The organism is Vibrio navarrensis, from assembly GCF_015767675.1.
GTDB lineage: Bacteria > Pseudomonadota > Gammaproteobacteria > Enterobacterales > Vibrionaceae > Vibrio.
The window spans coordinates 200164-218311 of sequence record NZ_CP065218.1 but is presented as its reverse complement, the minus strand read 5'-3'; the positions used below and the strand labels follow the sequence as shown (position 1 = coordinate 218311).

At 49.8% G+C, this 18148-nt stretch carries 10 protein-coding genes; 6 read left to right on the top strand and 4 right to left on the bottom strand.

The annotated features are described in order from the left end of the window. Positions 1–125 precede the first annotated feature (125 nt). Together I3X05_RS17750 and I3X05_RS17745 are read left to right on the top strand one after the other, a co-directional pair. Positions 126–1259, top strand: coding sequence for an exonuclease SbcCD subunit D (locus I3X05_RS17750; protein WP_193167805.1), 1134 nt, complete (start codon positions 126–128; stop codon positions 1257–1259). A 12-nt stretch (positions 1260–1271) separates the two neighbouring features. Then, the gene (locus I3X05_RS17745) at positions 1272–4319 is read left to right on the top strand and encodes an AAA family ATPase (RefSeq protein ID WP_337971359.1); all 3048 of its coding nucleotides are present in this window, start codon (positions 1272–1274) and stop codon (positions 4317–4319) included. Positions 4320–4442: 123 nt separating this feature from the next. On the opposite strand, the gene mglC is transcribed toward I3X05_RS17745, so the two are convergent. From mglC to I3X05_RS17725, 4 genes are all read right to left on the bottom strand, one after another. After that, complete coding sequence (mglC, locus tag I3X05_RS17740) at positions 4443–5450, bottom strand: galactose/methyl galactoside ABC transporter permease MglC (protein WP_193157938.1); 1008 nt, start codon at positions 5448–5450, stop codon at positions 4443–4445. Positions 5451–5460: 10 nt separating this feature from the next. Further along, a complete protein-coding gene (gene mglA, locus I3X05_RS17735) occupies positions 5461–6969 on the bottom strand; it encodes a galactose/methyl galactoside ABC transporter ATP-binding protein MglA (RefSeq protein ID WP_045572160.1) in 1509 nt (502 codons plus the stop codon). Between the two features lie 100 nt (positions 6970–7069). Next, the gene (mglB, locus tag I3X05_RS17730) at positions 7070–8044 is read right to left on the bottom strand and encodes a galactose/glucose ABC transporter substrate-binding protein MglB (RefSeq protein WP_045572161.1); all 975 of its coding nucleotides are present in this window, start codon (positions 8042–8044) and stop codon (positions 7070–7072) included. Between the two features lie 305 nt (positions 8045–8349). Next, positions 8350–11445, bottom strand: coding sequence for a beta-galactosidase (locus I3X05_RS17725; protein WP_045572162.1), 3096 nt, complete (start codon positions 11443–11445; stop codon positions 8350–8352). 451 nt (positions 11446–11896) lie between these two features. Between I3X05_RS17725 and I3X05_RS17720 the strand changes: the two genes are divergently transcribed. The 4 genes from I3X05_RS17720 to I3X05_RS17705 all read left to right on the top strand — a co-directional run bounded on the left by I3X05_RS17720 (position 11897) and on the right by I3X05_RS17705 (position 18089). Next, on the top strand, positions 11897–14017 hold the full coding sequence (locus I3X05_RS17720; protein ID WP_045572163.1) for an alpha-galactosidase: 2121 nt from the start codon (positions 11897–11899) through the stop codon (positions 14015–14017). Between the two features lie 333 nt (positions 14018–14350). After that, positions 14351–15724: a melibiose:sodium transporter MelB gene (gene melB / locus I3X05_RS17715; protein ID WP_045572164.1), complete on the top strand. Its 1374-nt coding sequence runs from the start codon at positions 14351–14353 to the stop codon at positions 15722–15724. 252 nt (positions 15725–15976) lie between these two features. Then, entirely contained in the window at positions 15977–16987 is a 1011-nt protein-coding gene (gene galE, locus I3X05_RS17710; RefSeq protein WP_337971358.1) for a UDP-glucose 4-epimerase GalE, read from the top strand. A 49-nt stretch (positions 16988–17036) separates the two neighbouring features. Continuing rightward, complete coding sequence (locus tag I3X05_RS17705; protein ID WP_337971357.1) at positions 17037–18089, top strand: UDP-glucose--hexose-1-phosphate uridylyltransferase; 1053 nt, start codon at positions 17037–17039, stop codon at positions 18087–18089. Positions 18090–18148 lie beyond the last annotated feature (59 nt).

Below are 18148 nucleotides of genomic sequence, written 5' to 3'. Positions count from 1 at the left end.
TTTCAATCGCTTCGTCTCGAGATTAAAGTATATTGCGCGATGAAATAGTGCCTGTATCAGGCTATGCTAGCGGCTACTAAAGACGGAGCAATTCGTTATACGTTCGTTGGTATAAGTGGTCATATATGAAATTCATCCATACCTCAGACTGGCATCTTGGCCGTCAGTTTCACAACGTCTCTCTGCTAGAAGACCAAAGTGTCGTTCTTGAACAATTGATTGAATACATTGCGCAGCATCCGGTCGACGCCGTTGTCGTGGCGGGGGATATTTTTGATCGCTCGGTGCCACCAACTGCGGCGGTGGAGTTGCTCGACCAGACAGTAAGGCGCATTTGCGGCGATCTGAACACGCCGATGATCATCATTCCTGGCAATCATGATGGCGCGCAGCGACTCGGTTTTGGTGCCTCGCAAATGAAACAAGCCGGGCTGCACATCATCAGTAACTTCAGCCAAATGCTGGAACCCGTCGTGCTGGAAAGTGAGCAAGCGGGTCTGGTGGCTTTTTACGGCATGCCCTATAGCGATCCAGAGCAGGTGCGTTTTGCCTTTGGCGCTGATGTGAAAGACTACGACCAAGCGCACCAAGTATTGGTTGAAGAGATTAAGGGCCGTTTCCAACACGCGCAGAAAAATGTGCTGCTGAGCCACTGTTTTGTGGATGGTGGAGAGAGCAGTGATTCGGAGCGGCCGCTCTCCATCGGTGGTTCGGATCGAGTTAGTGCGGACTATTTTCGCTGCTTTGATTACGTTGCGCTTGGCCATCTGCATCAGCCGCAGCAGCGCAGTGAAGCCCACATTCGATACAGTGGCTCGCTGATGAAATACAGCTTTTCCGAGCAGCACCAAAAGAAAGGATTTACGCTGGTAACGCTCGATGAAAACGGATTTGCCAACGCTGAACATGTCGCGTTCAAAGCACCGCGAGAAATGCGCGTGCTAGAGGGGGAACTGGATGACATCATTGCACGTGGCAAAACAGATCCTAACGCGGACGATTACCTATTGGTGCGCTTGCTGGATAAGCACGCGATCCTTAATCCGATGGACAAGCTTCGTGCGGTCTATCCGAACGTTTTGCATTTAGAGAAACCGGGCATGTTGATTGGCGTTGAACAACAAATGGCGCAAGCAAAACTGGCGCGTAGCGAAGCGGATATGTTCCGTGATTTTTTCCGCGAAGCGCAAGAGAGCGAATTGAGCAGCGCGCAAGATCAGGCGCTCAGCGCCATTGTCAAAGATTTGTTGAAACAGTAAGGGCGAAACAGCATGAAACCCATCAAACTCACCATGCAAGCATTCGGCCCTTTTGCTGGCCGTGAAGAGGTCGATTTTACGTTACTCGGCTCTAACCCGCTGTTTTTGATCAACGGGCCAACGGGGTCAGGGAAAACCTCGATATTGGATGCCATCTGTTACGCCTTGTATGGCGAAACCACAGGCAACGAACGGCAGGGCACGCAGATGCGTTGTGATCTCGCTGATGTGAAAACACCGACCGAAGTGACTCTCGAATTTGCCTTGCACGGTAGACGTTACCGCGTTCAACGTTCGCCAGAGCAAGAAGCGGCCAAGGCGCGTGGCGAAGGGACGACGGTGAAAAAACACACCGCGTCGCTCTATTTACTCGATGACGAAGAGAAACTGATCACCGCCAAAACCAACGAAGTGAAAGGCAAAGTAACTGAGTTGATTGGTCTGAGCGAGACTCAGTTTCGCCAAGTGATGGTGCTACCCCAAGGGAAATTTCGCGAACTGTTGCTTGCGAGTTCCAAAGAGCGTGAAGAGATATTTGGCCAGTTGTTCCAAACGGAAATATACAAACGCATTGAATTTGCCCTGAAAGAGAAAGCGCAGGCGATCAGCAGCGCCAAAGAGAAGTTCGATGAGCAGATCCGTGGTGCGCTGGATGTGGCTGAGGTCAGCGATGAATCGTCTCTGACAGAGACATTGAAAGAGCAGCAAAGTGCGCTCACTGAGTTGAACTTGCAAGAACAACAACATTTAGGCCGCTACAACGACGCCAAGCAAGCCCTGATTGCGGCCAAATCCTTGCTGGAAGAGTTCAATAAACAGGCGGCAGCGAAAAGTGCGCTCGATACTCATCTGGCCAAAAAGACGTCGATGCAAGCTTTAGCGCTGCAGCTTGAGCATGCCCGCCAAGCGCAGCAACTCGATGGGCCTTATCATCAGTGGAAGAGTATCCTTAACGATATTGTTCAACAGCAAAGCAAGATTGATGAGCTTAATGCTTCACTAAGCAGTGCAACACAGCAAGCGAATGAGTTAGAGCAACAATTAACTCAGGCCCAGCAACAAGTCGAACGTATTCCTGATCTACAGCAAGAAAAGTTTGCCTTAGAAACCGCCAAGGCCAAGCTGACGCAAAAAGCGCAATTTGAACAAGAGATTGCCCATTTGGGCGCAGAAGTAGAAAAGCTTGAGCATCAATTGCAACGCGTACAAGCGCACAAAGCGGTGATGCAGCAAGAGCTGCAATCGGCCACCAGCGCTTTTGACCAAGGCAAGCAGGCATTGGCGGAGCAGCCACGGCTTGAAGCGCGTGAAGGGGAGCTGAAACGCCAGATCAACGACTACACGCACCACCTGAAACTTCAGCAAGGTTTGCACGATTTGCACTCGCAGACGCAAGCCAAGCAGCAGGTGCAACAACAGGCAAAGCAGCACTGGTTAAACGCTCAGCAAAGTGCCGATCGGATTGAGCTGAGCTGGCACAATGAACAAGCGGCGATCATTGCTGAACGTCTTAGCCAAGGCGAACCTTGCCCGGTCTGTGGCAGCCGAGAGCATCCGGCTAAAGCGACCTTTGTCGGAGAGCCAGTTAGTAAAGTGCAAGTGGAGCAGGCACGCGAGCGGGAGAAAAACGTGCTCGCCGTTTTTAACCAGAGCGAGAATGCGCTGGCGTTACACCTGTCTAAAATCACTCAACAGCAAGAAGCGGTGGCACAAAGCGCAGCACAGCTGGGCGCCTTATTGGATACCTCAATTGAGGCGCTGCAAGCCCAGTTACTGGAGCTGCAAGCCGAGCTCAAAAAAATGCAAGCGATCAACCTCGCTCAGTTGGAGAGTAATGTCCAGCAACTGACCGAGCGCTGTGGCAAAGGTGATGCCATGGAGAAAGAGCTCACCCAACAACTCATTTCTGCCTCTGCGACGTTAAAAGAAAAGCGTGAACAGCTAAGCAAATTTAGTCAGCAGATCGCCAGCGAATGGCGCGACGTGACTTTGGTTGAGCAGAAAATTGCCATACTCAGCCAACAGATTGAAACATGGCAACAAGCTAAAGATCGCAGTCAAAAACGCCTTGATGAGATAAAACAAACGCTATCGGCACTGCGTAGTGAACTAAAAGCGCACAGCGACATGTTGTCGCAAATGCAGCATCGGAGTGAACAACATCAATTGGCTTGGCGTGAGGCTCTCGACGCGTCAGCTTTTAGCGACGAGCAGCACTATTTGGCGCAGCGGGCAGAGCCCAGCCAGTTGGAGCAATGGAAGCAAGAGTTGGAGCAGTTCCAACTGCAAACCACCCGTTTGCAGCAGACTTATCAGGATTTTCAGCAGCGATTGCAAGATAAGCAGCCGCCTGAGCTGGCGCAGCAAGAGCTGGCGGTGACAGAGTGTGAGCAGCGCTATCTGCAAGTCAAAAATGAGCGAGATAGTGTGCGCTCTTTGGTCACCAAACTGGAAAGTGTGCAGCGCAAGATCGCCGAGTTACACCAACACAATCATCGCCTTGAAGAGGAATACAAGGTTTACGGTACGCTTTACGATGTCGCCAGTGGTAAAACGGGCAGCCGAATCAGTTTACATCGCTTTGTGCTTGGCGTGCTGCTGGATGATGTGTTGATCCAAGCGTCGCAACGTTTGAGCTTAATGAGTCGTGGTCGATACATCCTCAGCCGCAAAACCGACGGCTTTAAAGGCGTGGCGGGGCGAGGCTTAGATCTAGTGGTGGAAGACAGTTACACCGGCAAATCGCGCGACGTCGCTACCTTATCTGGCGGAGAATCCTTCATGGCGGCGCTCTCTTTAGCGCTCGGTTTGTCGGATGTGGTGCAATCTTACAGTGGTGGTATTCGCCTCGAGACGCTGTTTATCGATGAAGGATTCGGCAGCTTGGATCCGGAATCGCTCGATCTGGCAGTGCAAACGCTTGTGGATTTACAGCAGAGTGGGCGGATGATCGGGGTGATTTCCCATGTCGCGGAAATGAAAGAGCAAATGGCGCAGCGTATTGATGTAGTGCCGTCGCGAAGCGGTTCTGCGATTTCTGTTAACGGGGCACTGCACTGAGGCGACTGAGAGTCGCGAAAAGATGGGCTCCAAATTCGTGCAGATAAAGAATTCGCACAGATAAAGCCACGCAGGGCGAAGTAAAAACGGCATCGCCAGAGACTCTGAGCGATGCCGACAAGCTTACTTTTTATTGGCGTATTTCATCGAATCGAGTGCCACTGCGAAGACGATGATCGAGCCTTTGATGATGTATTGCCAGTATGGGCTGACGCCAATGTAAGTCATGCCGTAGTTGATCACGGTGAAAATCAGCACCCCGGTGACAACCCCGGCGATACTGCCCACACCGCCAGCAAAAGAGACTCCACCGACGACACACGCCGCAATCGCATCCAACTCGTAAAGGAAGCCAAGGTTGTTGGTGGCACTGCCGATACGTCCCGCTTCTAACATGCCGCCAAAAGCGTACAACACACCGGAGAGCGCGTAGACTTTGAGTAGCGTGAGCGGCACATTAACACCGGATACTCTGGCCGCTTCTGGGTTGCCGCCAACGGCGAAGATGTTCTTGCCAAAAACGGTTTTGTTCCACAGCACCCACATAAAGATGATGGCGATAATGGCGTAGAAGGTGATATATGAGAAACGGAAACCGCCGAGTTGAATAAAGCCTTGGGTAAAAGCAGTGAAGCGTTCGTCAAAACCAGCAATCGGTGAAGCGCCAACTGCGTCATAGTAGAGCGAGTTGATGCCGTAGACGATGATCATGGTGCCTAACGTGGCAATAAACGGCGTGACTTTAAGATACGCGACGATCACACCGTTGACTAATCCGATAATCGCCCCGATCAGACAGACACACAGAATGACCGCCACAATCGGTACTTCGCCAATTCCAGGGAAGACTTTGTTAACATTATCAATTGATTGCAGTAGGGTGGCAGAAATTACCGCCGCTAAACCCACCTGGCGACCTGCGGAAAGGTCGGTGCCTTGGGTCACAATCAGTCCGGCAACACCAAGCGCAATAATCACTCGAACAGAAGACTGAGTAAGAATATTACTTAAATTTCGTAAGCTCAAAAACGAGGGTTCTTGAATGACAATCACCGCCAGTAGAATAAGTAGCACAGCATAAATTGCGCTTTCTTTTAAATGCTTCAAAGCAAAAGATTTAATCGCGTCCATAATTTATTTCCTAGAGGTAGCGAGAAGCCAGTTCTAATATTTCATTCTGTGAAGTTTCTTTCGTATTAACAATGCCAGCGGCGCGGCCATTGCTCATCACCAATATTCTATCTGTGATACCAATAAGTTCAGGCATTTCTGAGGAGATGATAATAATGCCTTTATTCTTATTCGCCAGTTCAAGAATAAGTTGATAGATTTCGAATTTAGCCCCAACGTCAATACCGCGCGTTGGCTCATCTAGCATCAATATTTCAGGCTGAGTCAATAGCCAGCGACCAATAATAACTTTTTGCTGGTTGCCGCCAGAAAGAGAACTGATGTGCGTCTGATGAGAGGGGGTTTTTACCCGCATTGAGTCAATCACCCATTGCGTGTCACTCTTCATTTTTTTGTCGCTAAGTAGCCCAGTTTTGGTTTTGTACTCGTCGACATTGGCCACCAGTGAGTTGAACGTGATGTCAAGGTTGCCATAGATACCGGTGGAACGACGTTCTTCGGTAACCAAAGCAAAGCCGTTTTGAATCGCTTCGTGGGCGTCGCGGTTTTTCATCTCTCGCCCATGCAAACGAATGTGGCCATCACTGCGCTCACGCACGCCAAAAATGGTTTCGACAATGTCGGTACGACGAGAACCAACCAACCCTGCTACGCCAAGGATTTCCCCCGCTTTAAGCTCAAAGGATACCTGTTGGATCGAGGGCTGGTTTAGTGCAGTCAGGTTTTCGACTTCGAGAATCACCTCTTTGGGTGTGTTGGTTTTTTCTGGGAAGCGGTGAGTGAGTTCGCGACCAACCATCATGGCGATGATTTGGTCCATGTCGAGCCCTTTCAGTGGCCTTGTATCGACCCATTGCCCATCGCGTAAAATAGTAATTTCGTCACAAATGGCGAAGATCTCTTCCATTTTGTGCGAGATATACACCACGCCACACCCTTTCTCTTTAAGCTTATTGATGATGGTAAACAGGTGACTGACCTCTTTCTCGGTCAGCGATGATGTCGGTTCATCCATGATCACAATTTTGGCGTCATAGGAAAACGCTTTGGCGATTTCAACCATTTGCATTTGTGAAACAGAAAGGGTGGCGACTTTCACCTTGGGATCAATATTAATATCGAGTTCGGCAAAGATCTTTTTGGTATCACGATACATTTTGTCGTGATCAACAAAAAATCCTTTTTTCGGATAGCGACCTAGCCAGATATTATCCATCACCGAGCACTGCTTAACTTGGTTTAGCTCTTGGTGAACCATGGAAACACCCGACTCTAATGCTTCTTTAGAAGAAGAAAAATTAATTTCTTTTCCCAAGAAAAGAACATTTCCGGCATCTTTTTCATAAATGCCAAAAAGGCATTTTAGTAACGTGGATTTTCCTGCGCCGTTTTCACCCATTAAGGCATGAATAGAATGGGGGCGGACTTTTAAATTAACGTTATCTAATGCCTTTACGCCAGGAAATTCTTTACTTACCCCCGTCATTTCTAACAGGAATTCATGCGTTTGACTTACCATAGCTTCTCTTTATTTCTTTAATGAACGGACAACAGAAATGTGTTCTAACGACATAGCGAGAAAGAAAAACTGGGGAAGAGAGGCTTCCCCAGTACAACGTTTAGTTAAGTGTGTTTTTGTCGACGCCGACATAAGGGACACGGACGACTTTATTATTCAGCTGCCAGCGTGTGCCTTCGGTCGGTGCTTTGCCCTCAGCTAAGTTGCGTGAAAGCTCAAACGTCGCTTTCGCTTGAGATTCGGCATCGTTGAGCACGGTGCCCGCCATATCACCGGATTTAACCAGTGCCAGCGCTTCGGCCAGTGCATCAACGCCGTAAACAGGGAGTTTAACGCCAGCGCCGCGCAGGGCTTCGATAGCGCCCATCGCCATGCCATCGTTGTTGGCAATCACCACTTCAATTTTGCTGCCATTTGGACCAGAGAGCCAAGCGTCCATCTTGTCTTTCGCCATGGCGGTGTCCCACATGCCTGTATCCATGTGCAGCTCTTCGGTTTTGATGCCGTTTTCGTTAATCGTTTGTACCGAGTAACTGGTGCGAGCTTCTGCGTCTGGGTGGCCAGGTTCTCCTTTAAGCATCACGTACTGCAGTACGCCATCGCCGTTTTTATCCCACGCTGGGTTCGCTTTCCACTGCTGGGCGATCAAATCACCCTGAATGATGCCAGATTCTTTGGAGTCGGTGCCGACATAGTAGGCTTTATCGTAACTCGCCAACGCTTCTGGGCTCGGTTCTTTGTTGTAGAACACCACGGGAACATCGTCCATTTTGGCTTTCTTGATGATGGTTTCCGCAGCGGCAGGGTCAACCAAGTTGATCGCCAATCCTTGAACACCACGCGCTAGCATGACGTCGACTTGGTCGTTTTGCATTGATTGACTGTTTTGCGAATCGTTCATCAGCACACGGGTTTTTTTGTCGCCCGCCGCTTCTTTTTCGATCGCCTGACGGACAACCGACATGAAGTTGTCGTCGTATTTGTAGATAGTGAATCCAAGAGTCGTATCTGCGAATGCTTGTGTTCCAAAGCCTAAACCAGCAGTCAGCAGAGCAAGTAGAGTAGCCTTTCTCATAGAAAAATCCCGAATTGTTATTGATTTATGTAGGGTAATCCGTTTTCGACAAGATTAACTTGATTGGGGTATGAAAACGTTTACCTGATTGAGTATAGTGACAATCGAGTCAATTAATGTGAGGTAGCTAAAATTTCCATAAAACTGGTAAATAAATGTGAGTTTTTGTAAGACTTTTGTGATTTGAGTGTGGTTTTTATACAAATGTAAACGTTGCAAAAACAACGTTTACATTGGTGTGCTGAGGCGAGAGGATGCCAGCGCTGTTCTAATCGAGAAGCGCTGGGTTTACTTGAATTGAGAACTTACCCTTCACACGGTTGTAAGCTCAGGCGATAGCAATAGCGTTTGTCTGTCAGTTGAAACTCTGGATGCACGCTCGGGCTCCAAGAGTCATCGCCACCCACGCCCATGTGTTGGTGGTCAAGACGCAGGTAAATCTTCTCTTCTGCTTGCAAATCATGAGTATGTTTGGCTTGTGCCAATTGCTGCTGCGCGTATTGACTGACGCTGAACTGGAACTCGCCACAAATGACCAGTTGGTTAACTTTTAACCACTGTGTGCCACAGCGTAAGCCATTGTCGGTCGGGAAGATGTAAGGCGTGTGCATCTGCTCAAGTGTTTGACTGTGCAGTGCAAAACGGGCGGCGGCCAAACGGTCAGGGTAGTTCTCAAATGGGCCTAAACCTTGCCAAGTGATCAGCGTGTTTGGCTCATTGAGCGGCAGTTGCAGCTCTAAACCGATACGTGGCATCGGCGGAAGGCTATCAGCCAGTTTCACTTCGACGCTGAGTTGCATCTCACCATCATTGCTGAGTGTGTAGGTCCAAGTCGTGATGGCCTGAATATTACCGTTGAAGTGGTAGGTGAAAACCGAGCTCACCATGACCGCTTGTGCACGCATTTCACTGTGACAAGCGATGCATTCGCGCTGCCATTGACCAATGCCAGCCATCTGCCAACGGCATACCCATGCATTCGGGTCGATATTGTCCACTTCACTCACGCCGATGTCGTTATCCAGCGGGGCGCGGAAGAAGTTCTCTTCTGGCGCGGCAAGCAGTTGTGCGATGCCGTCTACCGTCCATTTTGTCATCAAACCCGTTTGCTTATCCCAGTGCCACTGATGTTTTTCATCTCGGCTGGTGACAATCATCGTATCGCCTTGCAGGGTGAGCAATGGCGCAGGTTGGTTTTCCAGCGTTGGTAATGTGAGTGAGGCGTGATTGCGCAACGCAAACTGTTCGCTAGCAATGACATGACCTGCGGCTGCCCAAGGTGTTGCTTCTATCAGCATGATGTCGGTGTTGAGGTGATATCTGGCGCCTGATTTTGCGCTAAAGTTGAGCGCGATATCAAAGCTTGCTTGGCTGTCGGCTGGCAGATCGAGAGCGAGTGAACCAGATTGAATTGCTTGACCATTTTCCAACAGTGACCAGTTCAACTGCTCGTTGTCGGTTGCGCGGAAAAGATGTTCGTTCGTTACCCGCATTCTGTACAATCCGTGGGTTTGCTCTTGCAGTGACACAGTGATCATGCGCTGACAATATTTGGCCTCTTCCAAGGTAGGATGCACAGTGCGATCAGGGAAGACCAAACCGTTAATGCAGAACTGGCGATCGTTGATTTCATCGCCAAAGTCGCCGCCATAAGCCCAAAAATGTTGGCCGTTTTCATCCCATTGGCTAAGGCCTTGGTCTACCCAATCCCAAATAAAACCACCTTGCAGGCGAGGGTATTGGCGAAACGCCTCCCAATACTGGTTGAAGTTTCCTAAGCTGTTGCCCATCGCATGGGCGTATTCGCACAATATCAACGGACGGGTTTCATTGGGCAGTGAAATCCACTGTTTGATCGGCCATTTGGGCACCGCATCGTCTTCAATCGTGGTATTAACCCGGGCGTACATCGGTACAATGATGTCGGTGGCGCTGGTGTTGGCACCGCCACCTTCGTATTGCACAGGGCGAGAAGGATCGAAGTTTTTCGACCACGCATACATCGCATTGTGGTTGCTACCGTGGCCCGATTCGTTACCTAAAGACCAGATGATGATTGACGGGTGGTTTTTATCGCGCAGCACCATTTGTGTGTATCGGCTCATGTACGCATGCGCCCATTGCGGATCGCTCGACAAGCGATTCATCGGCTGCATGCCGTGGGTTTCAATGTTGGCTTCATCGCACACATACAAGCCATACTGGTCGCACAACTCATACCAACGCGGGTGGTTCGGGTAGTGCGCGGTGCGTACGGCGTTGAAGTTGTATTGCTTCATCAGGCAGATGTCGCGGACCATATCCTCTTCCGTCATCACATGGCCCAGCTCTGGGTGATGCTCGTGGCGATTGACGCCGCGGATCAGTAAAGGTTTTCCGTTGAGCTTCAACTGACCAGCGCTGATCTCCACTTTACGAAAACCGACGTGATAAGCCTCACTCTCTATGTGTTCGCCGCTTTCATCCAAAAGAGAGACCACCAAACGATACAGATGGGGCGTTTCTGCACTCCATTTCTTTGGCTCGCGCAAGTGCAGTGTTTGGAAAACCACATCGTTATAGGTGCCTCGCTCATCAATACGGCGGTTGTGTGGGCGATCAATGCTCGCCGCCGTCACGGCCGTTTCACCCTCAAACAGCTGCACTTGCACTTGGTAAGTGTCTGGCGCGGAAAGGGTGGTGACAATCGATAGCCAACCGTCACGATAGCAAGCGTCCAAATCTGGAGTGATAAACACATCTTCAATGCAGTGTTGCGGTTTGGACAGCAAGGTGACATCGCGGAAAATGCCGCTCAGCCACCACATATCTTGATCTTCAAGGTAGCTGCCATCGCTCCAACGGATCACCATCACGGCCAAGGTATTTTCGCCAGCCATCAGGTACGGAGTGAGGTCAAACTCTGCGGGCAAGCGGCTATCTTGGCTGTAGCCAACCCAACGACCGTTGCACCAGAGATGAAACGCTGAATTCACCCCATCGAAGATGATGCGTTGCGTGTGTGCCAGATCGGCAGGTGAAAGTGCCACAGTGACGCGGTAACATCCGGTTGGGTTGTCACTCGGAACATACGGAGGATTCACTTCAAACGGGTACTTGACGTTGGCGTAAATGGGTTTGTCATAGCCTTGTAACTGCCAGTTAGAAGGAACCACTATCTCCTCCCAATCGGTGTCATTAAAATCAGATTGCATGAACTGAGCATCGACTTGCTCTGGTGCATCAAACAGCTTGAACTTCCACCGACCATTAAGCGAACGACGCTGAGCATGTATGCCATCCCGAGCGTGCATGGTGTCACGGAAACTAGAAAGTGGGCTGTGCGCTTTAAGGCAGTGAATATTGACGGATTGCGGGTTCTCCCAGTCGCGTCGTTGGAGAATAGATGAAAATGCAGTCATAGTTTGCCTACGTATCTTGGAATTCAAATGGCTCTACTTACTCAGAGCAAATCGTCTGCGTCGATTGGCACAAGTAAAGCGTATTGGCGGTGTGCTAACCAGTATAAGATTGTAAAGATAGTTTGGAAACGTTTTCATGATGTGTGTGGCATTTTTGTTAGCATGACCATTTCAGCAAAAACCGTGTGATGCAGATCAAATTATACTGCCATAAATGGCTCAGTTCCGTGAGAATAAGAGTTGACCAGTGTGAGCACCAAGCGTGTTGAGGAGTATGAAGTCGGGTAATCAGGCGGAATTCAGTATCTCTACTTTGGTTGGTGCATGGTTGTTGGTTATTTCATCATTCACGACCCTTGTTTGTAATCGTTTCCACTGATTTGCACTGGCTCACAGAAAGAATCTCTGCGTTGGTTATCATGCTCGCATCACCAATCATGGGTTAATCAATATGGTAGACAAAAAAATCATTACGCTTTGTGGCCAGCAGACGCAGATCGTTTTGGAGTTGGGAGAATACGCAGAAATTTTGCACTGGGGGAAGAAAATCGGCGGCGAGTTGGCGGAACAAACGCTCTCTTTATCGCGGCCTGTCCCTTATGGACGTTTGGATAATGATGTCGCAATGACGCTCAGCCCCGAACTTGGGCGAGGCATTTTCAGCAGCCCAGGCGTAGAAGGGCATCGTGATGGCCAAGATTGGGCTCCGGTATTCGTTATTCACCAAGTTGAACAAGGCCGAAACGGAGTGCTGATTGAAAGTGACGATTGTGTTGCTGGCTTGCGGCTAACTACGGAGCTTCTACTCGATGAGCATGACGTGCTGCAAACGCGCCACACTTTAACCAACATCAAAACTGGGGTGTATCAAGTCAACCGTTTGGCCAATACGCTGCCTTTGCCTGCACGAGCCAAGGAACTGATGACTTATTACGGGCGCTGGGTGCATGAGTTTCAAACCGTTCGCCAGCCTTTGCTGCAAGGCGGTTATCAACAGGAGAACCGCCGCGGGCGCACTTCCCATGAGCACTATCCGGCTCTGGTGGTCGGCACTCGCCATTTTGATGAAATGAGTGGCGATGTGTGGGGCTTTCACTTTGCTTGGAGTGGAAACCACAGGTTACGCGTCGATGTCAAAGCGGATGGTCGACGCGCTATACAGGCAGAAGTGATTTATCTGCCTGGTGAAGTGGCGCTTAACGAAGGGGAGAGCGTGACCACTCCTTGGCTGTACGCTAGCTACAGCGATATGGGCCTTAATGGCATGAGCCACCATTTTCACGCGCACGTTCGTCACGTTATCTTGCCAAACGATTTTAAAAACAAGCCGCGCCCGATCCATCTGAACACGTGGGAAGGCATCTATTTCGACCATGATCCGCACTACATCCTTTCCATGGCGGAACAAGCGGCGCAGATGGGTGTTGAGCGTTTTATCATTGATGATGGTTGGTTTAAAGGACGTAATGGTGACAAAGCTGGGCTTGGCGATTGGTTCTTATGTGAGGCGAAATACCCAAATGGTTTGCAGCCGATCATCGAGCGGGTCAACCAACTCGGCATGGAGTTTGGTCTGTGGTTTGAACCTGAGATGATCAACAAAGATTCGGACTTGTTCCGCACACATCCAGACTGGTTGCTGGCCATCGAGGGGTATGAGCAGCCAACCGGTCGTCATCAGTATGTGATCGATCTGCAAAATGATGAGGCGTTCCACTACGTATTTGAGCGCTTGGATCATTTCTTGTTGACTTACCACATTGCCTATATCAAATGGGACATGAACCGTGAAGTGGTTCAGCCTGCGCATTTCGGCCGAGCGGCAGCGCATCAGCAAACTGTGCGTTACTACCAATTGGTGGATAAAGTGCGTGCCAAACATCCTCAGGTGGAGATTGAATCTTGCGCGGCGGGTGGAGGTCGGATTGATTTTGAGGTGTTAAAACGCACTCACCGTTTTTGGCCTTCAGACAACAACGATGCGCTGGAACGGCAAACCATTCAGCGAGGCATGAGCTATTTCTTCCCTCCTGAGGTGATGGGTAGCCATATTGGTGCCAGCCATTGTCATAGCACGCGTCGCCGTCACAGTATCGAATTTCGTGGACTGACGGCACTCTTTGGCCACATGGGGATTGAGCTTGATCCTGTCAAAGAAGAGCAAGCTGAAAAGCAGGGTTTTGAGCGCTATATTGAGCTGCACAAAATGTTGCGTCCGCTACTGCACAGTGGCAAAACGTGGCGGGTGCCCAGTGACGATGACGCTCATCAAATTCATGCCGTGGTTGCCAATGACCAATCCGAAGCGGTGGTTTTGATCGCTCAACTGGCGATGCCAACCAGTTCGCTGAGCGGTCATTTTCGCCTGCCGGGATTAGCCGCAGAAGCGATCTACCGGGTGACGGTGTTGGATAAGCCGAGCAACTACCAAGAGATAGTGAACTATCAGCCGCCCTGGACAGAATCAGGCTGTGAGCTGTCTGGGGCGTGGTGTGAGACGGTCGGGTTAACCATGCCGATTTTGGATGCCGAAAGCGCGATGTTGGTCCGATTCGAGCGAGTGCCATCCTGAGTTTCCTATCCATGTTCTCGATCTGAGAGGTAACACAACGCCAAATGAGCAACCTGCCGTTTGGCGTTGTGCTTTTCTCGGCGAATAATGTAATCGATCACACTAGCACTTATGCGTTATCTATGCGCTTACCCTGCGGATTTTGCGGCTTGTTCAAGTACCTAATCCTGCGTTGGATCTCATTTTGATATACTTATTGTAAACGTTTCCAATAAGTCATGGCCGATCACAGTAACCCATCCGCTTAGTCGCTAAATTCCATACGAACGATAAATACAAACCGCCAACGTAACCTCGGAGATGGGGTTAGTTAAATGGCATTAAGGATTGATTATGTCTGATAAAATTACTCTACAAACCAAACTCTCCTACGGCTTGGGTGCGCTCGGCAAAGATTTTGCCTGCGCGCCCATCTACATCTTTTTAATGTTCTACTTCACCGATGTGGCTGGTTTATCGGCCGCTTTCGTCGGTACGATCTTTTTAGCCGCACGGATTATCGATGCGGTCACCGATCCGATGATGGGGGTGATTGTCGATAACACCCGTTCCAAATTCGGTAAATTCCGTCCATGGATTGTGATCGGCACACTGCTAAACGCGATTGTGTTGGTTGGCCTTTTTAGTACACATATGTTTGAAGGCACAGCGCTGTACATCTATGCCGCTGCCGCTTACATCCTCTGGGGGCTGACCTATACCATTATGGATATCCCTTACTGGTCGATGATCCCAGCGCTGTCGAGTTCACGTCAAGAGCGCGAAAAACTGGTGGTGTGGCCACGACTGTTTGCGAGCCTAGCTTGGTTTATTACCGGAACGTATGGTCTGCATATTGTTGGTGAGTTGGGCAATGGCAATCAAGGCGATGGTTTCTTTAACGTGGCGATGCTGATTGCAGTGCTGTTTGTGATGAGTGCTTTCTTGATTGCACGAAACGTGAAAGAGCAAGCGGTGCCAGTCAAAACGCCTTCGGCAGAAAAATTTAACTTTAAAGATGTGCTGACCATTATTGGTAAAAACGATCAGTTGAAAGCCTTGATTGGTACTGTGCTCTCATTCCAAATTGCTAACCTATTGGTGGGCGGTTTCGCGATTTACTACTTCTCCTATGCCCTTGGCGATGCGGATCTATTCCCCGTGTATATGATGGTGGCGGGCGTGGCTGAAGTGGCTGGGGTATTTTTGTTCCCACGTATCGCCGCAGCCTTACCACGGAAAAATCTCTGGCTGATTGCTTGCGGCTTCCCGGTGCTTTCTTGCGTGCTCTTACTGCTGATGGGCTTTATTGCACCAGCCAACGCATTGATGATAGGGATGGCTGGCGCGGCGATTAAATTTGGTGTCGGTATCGCCAACGCCTTGCAAACCGTGATGCTGGCAGATGTGGTTGACTATGGTGAACATAAAACGGGCCGTCGCAGTGAGAGTGTTATCTTCTCGGTGCAGACCATGCTGGTTAAATTCGCGGGTGCAGCTGGCGGTTTCATTGTTGGTATTGGCCTTTCCGTGGTGGGTTATCAACCGAATGTGGCGCAATCGGCGGCCACGATCGCAGGACTAGAGTTTATGATGATCGGCTTTCCCGCCATCATGATGGTGCTCAGTGGCATCGTTTATTGGCGTTTTTACCGTTTGCATGAAGGTTTTACGCCGGAGCTCATGCAGCAAGATCACGTCGCCGTTGAGCCCGTTTCAGCGCAGTAAGCTTTCAACCTTTTGTCCATGATTGAGCCAGCGGCGTGACCCGCTGGCTTTTTTTTTGCTCGCTCTCGCTTCACGATGAATCAATATTGAGCCGCACCTCCACAAGATTTAAATGCACATGGAAACGTTTACACTTTGCGGCTTTGATCACGGACCCACCAATCACTTCATTGTTAAACTGTCAGTAACAAAGCATTTGGCTGGCTGAAGTAGCATTGCCGAGATGAGATAAGCACAAGGTGGAGATAACAAGTGAACGTACTGGTAACGGGTGGGATCGGCTATATCGGTAGCCACACATGTGTGCAGATGATTGAAGCGGGTATAAAACCGATCATCATCGATAATCTGTGCAACGCAAACATTGCGGTGTTAGAGCGTATTGAAACCTTAAGCGGTGAACCTGCGACTTTTTATCAAGGCGATATTCGTGACGAAGCGTTTCTCGATTCTCTTTTTCGTCAGCATGATATTCAGGCAGTGATTCACTTTGCTGGTTTAAAAGCGGTCGGAGAATCGGTGAGTAAACCACTAGACTATTACGACAACAACGTCAATGGATCTTTGGTGTTAGCTCGTTGCATGCGTAAAGCGGGTGTAAAGAGCCTGATATTTAGCTCTTCGGCGACGGTGTATGGCGATCCTGCACAAGTCCCGGTTACCGAATCTTCTCCTACTGGGGCAACCACTAATCCCTATGGTCGTAGCAAACATATGGTAGAGCAGTGTTTAAGCGACTTCTACTACGCCGAGAAAGATTGGAGCATCACCTTATTGCGTTACTTCAACCCAGTAGGGGCGCATCCATCTGGCTTGATGGGAGAAGATCCACAAGGAATTCCGAATAATTTGATGCCGTTTATTGCGCAAGTGGCGGTTGGCCGACGCGAGAAACTGTCGATCTATGGAAACGATTACTCAACAGTCGATGGCACTGGCGTGCGTGACTACATCCACGTGATGGATGTGGCTGATGGACATATCGCGGCCTTGCAAAAGGTGGGCGAAAATGTAGGCCTACACATTTATAACCTCGGTACGGGGCAGGGTTCTAGTGTCTTAGAAATGGTTGATGCTTTTTCTAAAGCGAGTGGTAAAGCGGTGCCCTATGAGCTTTGTCCGCGCCGTCCGGGCGACATCGCGCAGTGTTGGGCCAGCACCGAGAAAGCTGAGCGTGAGTTGGGTTGGAAGGCGACTCGCACCTTAGCGGAAATGGCCGCAGACACTTGGAAGTGGCAATCGAACCATCCGCAAGGGTACTGATATTTCTCCGTCGCAAGGCGACGGTTTTACATAACATTGAGTAAGTAAGATGTCGAATATTGAATTTAATCCAGTGGACCATCCTCATCGTCGTTACAACCCATTAACTGGGCAATGGATACTGGTTTCTCCCCATCGTGCAAAGCGTCCTTGGAGCGGTGCTGATGAGAAACCAGCAGTAACGACACTGCCCAGCTACGATGAAAAGTGTTTCCTTTGCCCGACCAACGAACGCATCTCTGGCGATGTCAATCCAGATTACCAAGGCACTTATGTGTTTAACAATGACTTCGCCGCCTTGATAGAAGATTCACCGGAAGCGCCAGAGTCAGACAACCCACTATTTAAAACCCAAGGGGCGCGCGGCCTTAGCCGAGTGATCTGTTTCTCCCCAGATCACAGCAAAACTTTGCCAGAACTGCCAGTGGAGAAAATTCGTGGGGTGATTGACACCTGGAATGAGCAAATCGAAGAGCTTGGCAAAGCTTATGTTTGGGTGCAAGCGTTTGAAAACAAGGGTGAAACCATGGGCTGTTCTCAGCCGCACCCGCATGGTCAAATATGGGCAAACAGCTTTCTCCCTAATGAAATTGAACGCAAAGAGCAGAACTTGAAAGCGTATTATCAACAGCATGGACGCAATTTACTGCTTGAGTATGTGCAAGCGGAGTTGCAAGACGGCTCGCGCATCGTGGTCGAAACTGAGCACTGGGTGGCGCTCGTCCCTTACTGGGCGGCGTGGCCGTTTGAAACCATGCTGCTGCCCAAAACGCATATTCGCCGCATGAGTGAGTTGAATCACGCGCAGCGAGATGATCTCGCCCTTGCAATCAAGAAGCTCACCAGCCGCTACGACAACTTGTTCCAATGCTCGTTCCCGTATTCGATGGGATGGCACTACGCACCATTTTTTGCAGAAGGCACTGATATTGACCACTGGCAACTGCATGCGTTGTTCTACCCGCCACTGCTGCGTAGCGCATCCGTGCGTAAATTTATGGTCGGTTATGAAATGCTTGCCGAAAACCAACGCGATTTAACGGCTGAGCAAGCCGCGCAGCGTCTACGCGATCTCAGTGATGTCCACTACAAAGAGCAATAAATAGCGCGTATCGTCAACAACAATGCGCATGACATCAGTCGCCGTGGCGATGTTTGGGT

Bases quoted from the DNA above. Each gene is read 5' to 3' on its own strand.
- I3X05_RS17750 (WP_193167805.1), top strand. From the start codon at position 126: ATGAAATTCATCCATACCTCAGACTGGCATCTTGGCCGTCAGTTTCAC.
- mglA (WP_045572160.1), bottom strand. From the start codon at position 6,969: ATGGTAAGTCAAACGCATGAATTCCTGTTAGAAATGACGGGGGTAAGT.
- I3X05_RS17705 (WP_337971357.1), top strand. From the start codon at position 17,037: ATGTCGAATATTGAATTTAATCCAGTGGACCATCCTCATCGTCGTTAC.
- melB (WP_045572164.1), top strand. From the start codon at position 14,351: ATGTCTGATAAAATTACTCTACAAACCAAACTCTCCTACGGCTTGGGT.
- mglB (WP_045572161.1), bottom strand. From the start codon at position 8,044: ATGAGAAAGGCTACTCTACTTGCTCTGCTGACTGCTGGTTTAGGCTTT.
- mglC (WP_193157938.1), bottom strand. From the start codon at position 5,450: ATGGACGCGATTAAATCTTTTGCTTTGAAGCATTTAAAAGAAAGCGCA.
- I3X05_RS17745 (WP_337971359.1), top strand. From the start codon at position 1,272: ATGAAACCCATCAAACTCACCATGCAAGCATTCGGCCCTTTTGCTGGC.
- I3X05_RS17720 (WP_045572163.1), top strand. From the start codon at position 11,897: ATGGTAGACAAAAAAATCATTACGCTTTGTGGCCAGCAGACGCAGATC.
- I3X05_RS17725 (WP_045572162.1), bottom strand. From the start codon at position 11,445: ATGACTGCATTTTCATCTATTCTCCAACGACGCGACTGGGAGAACCCG.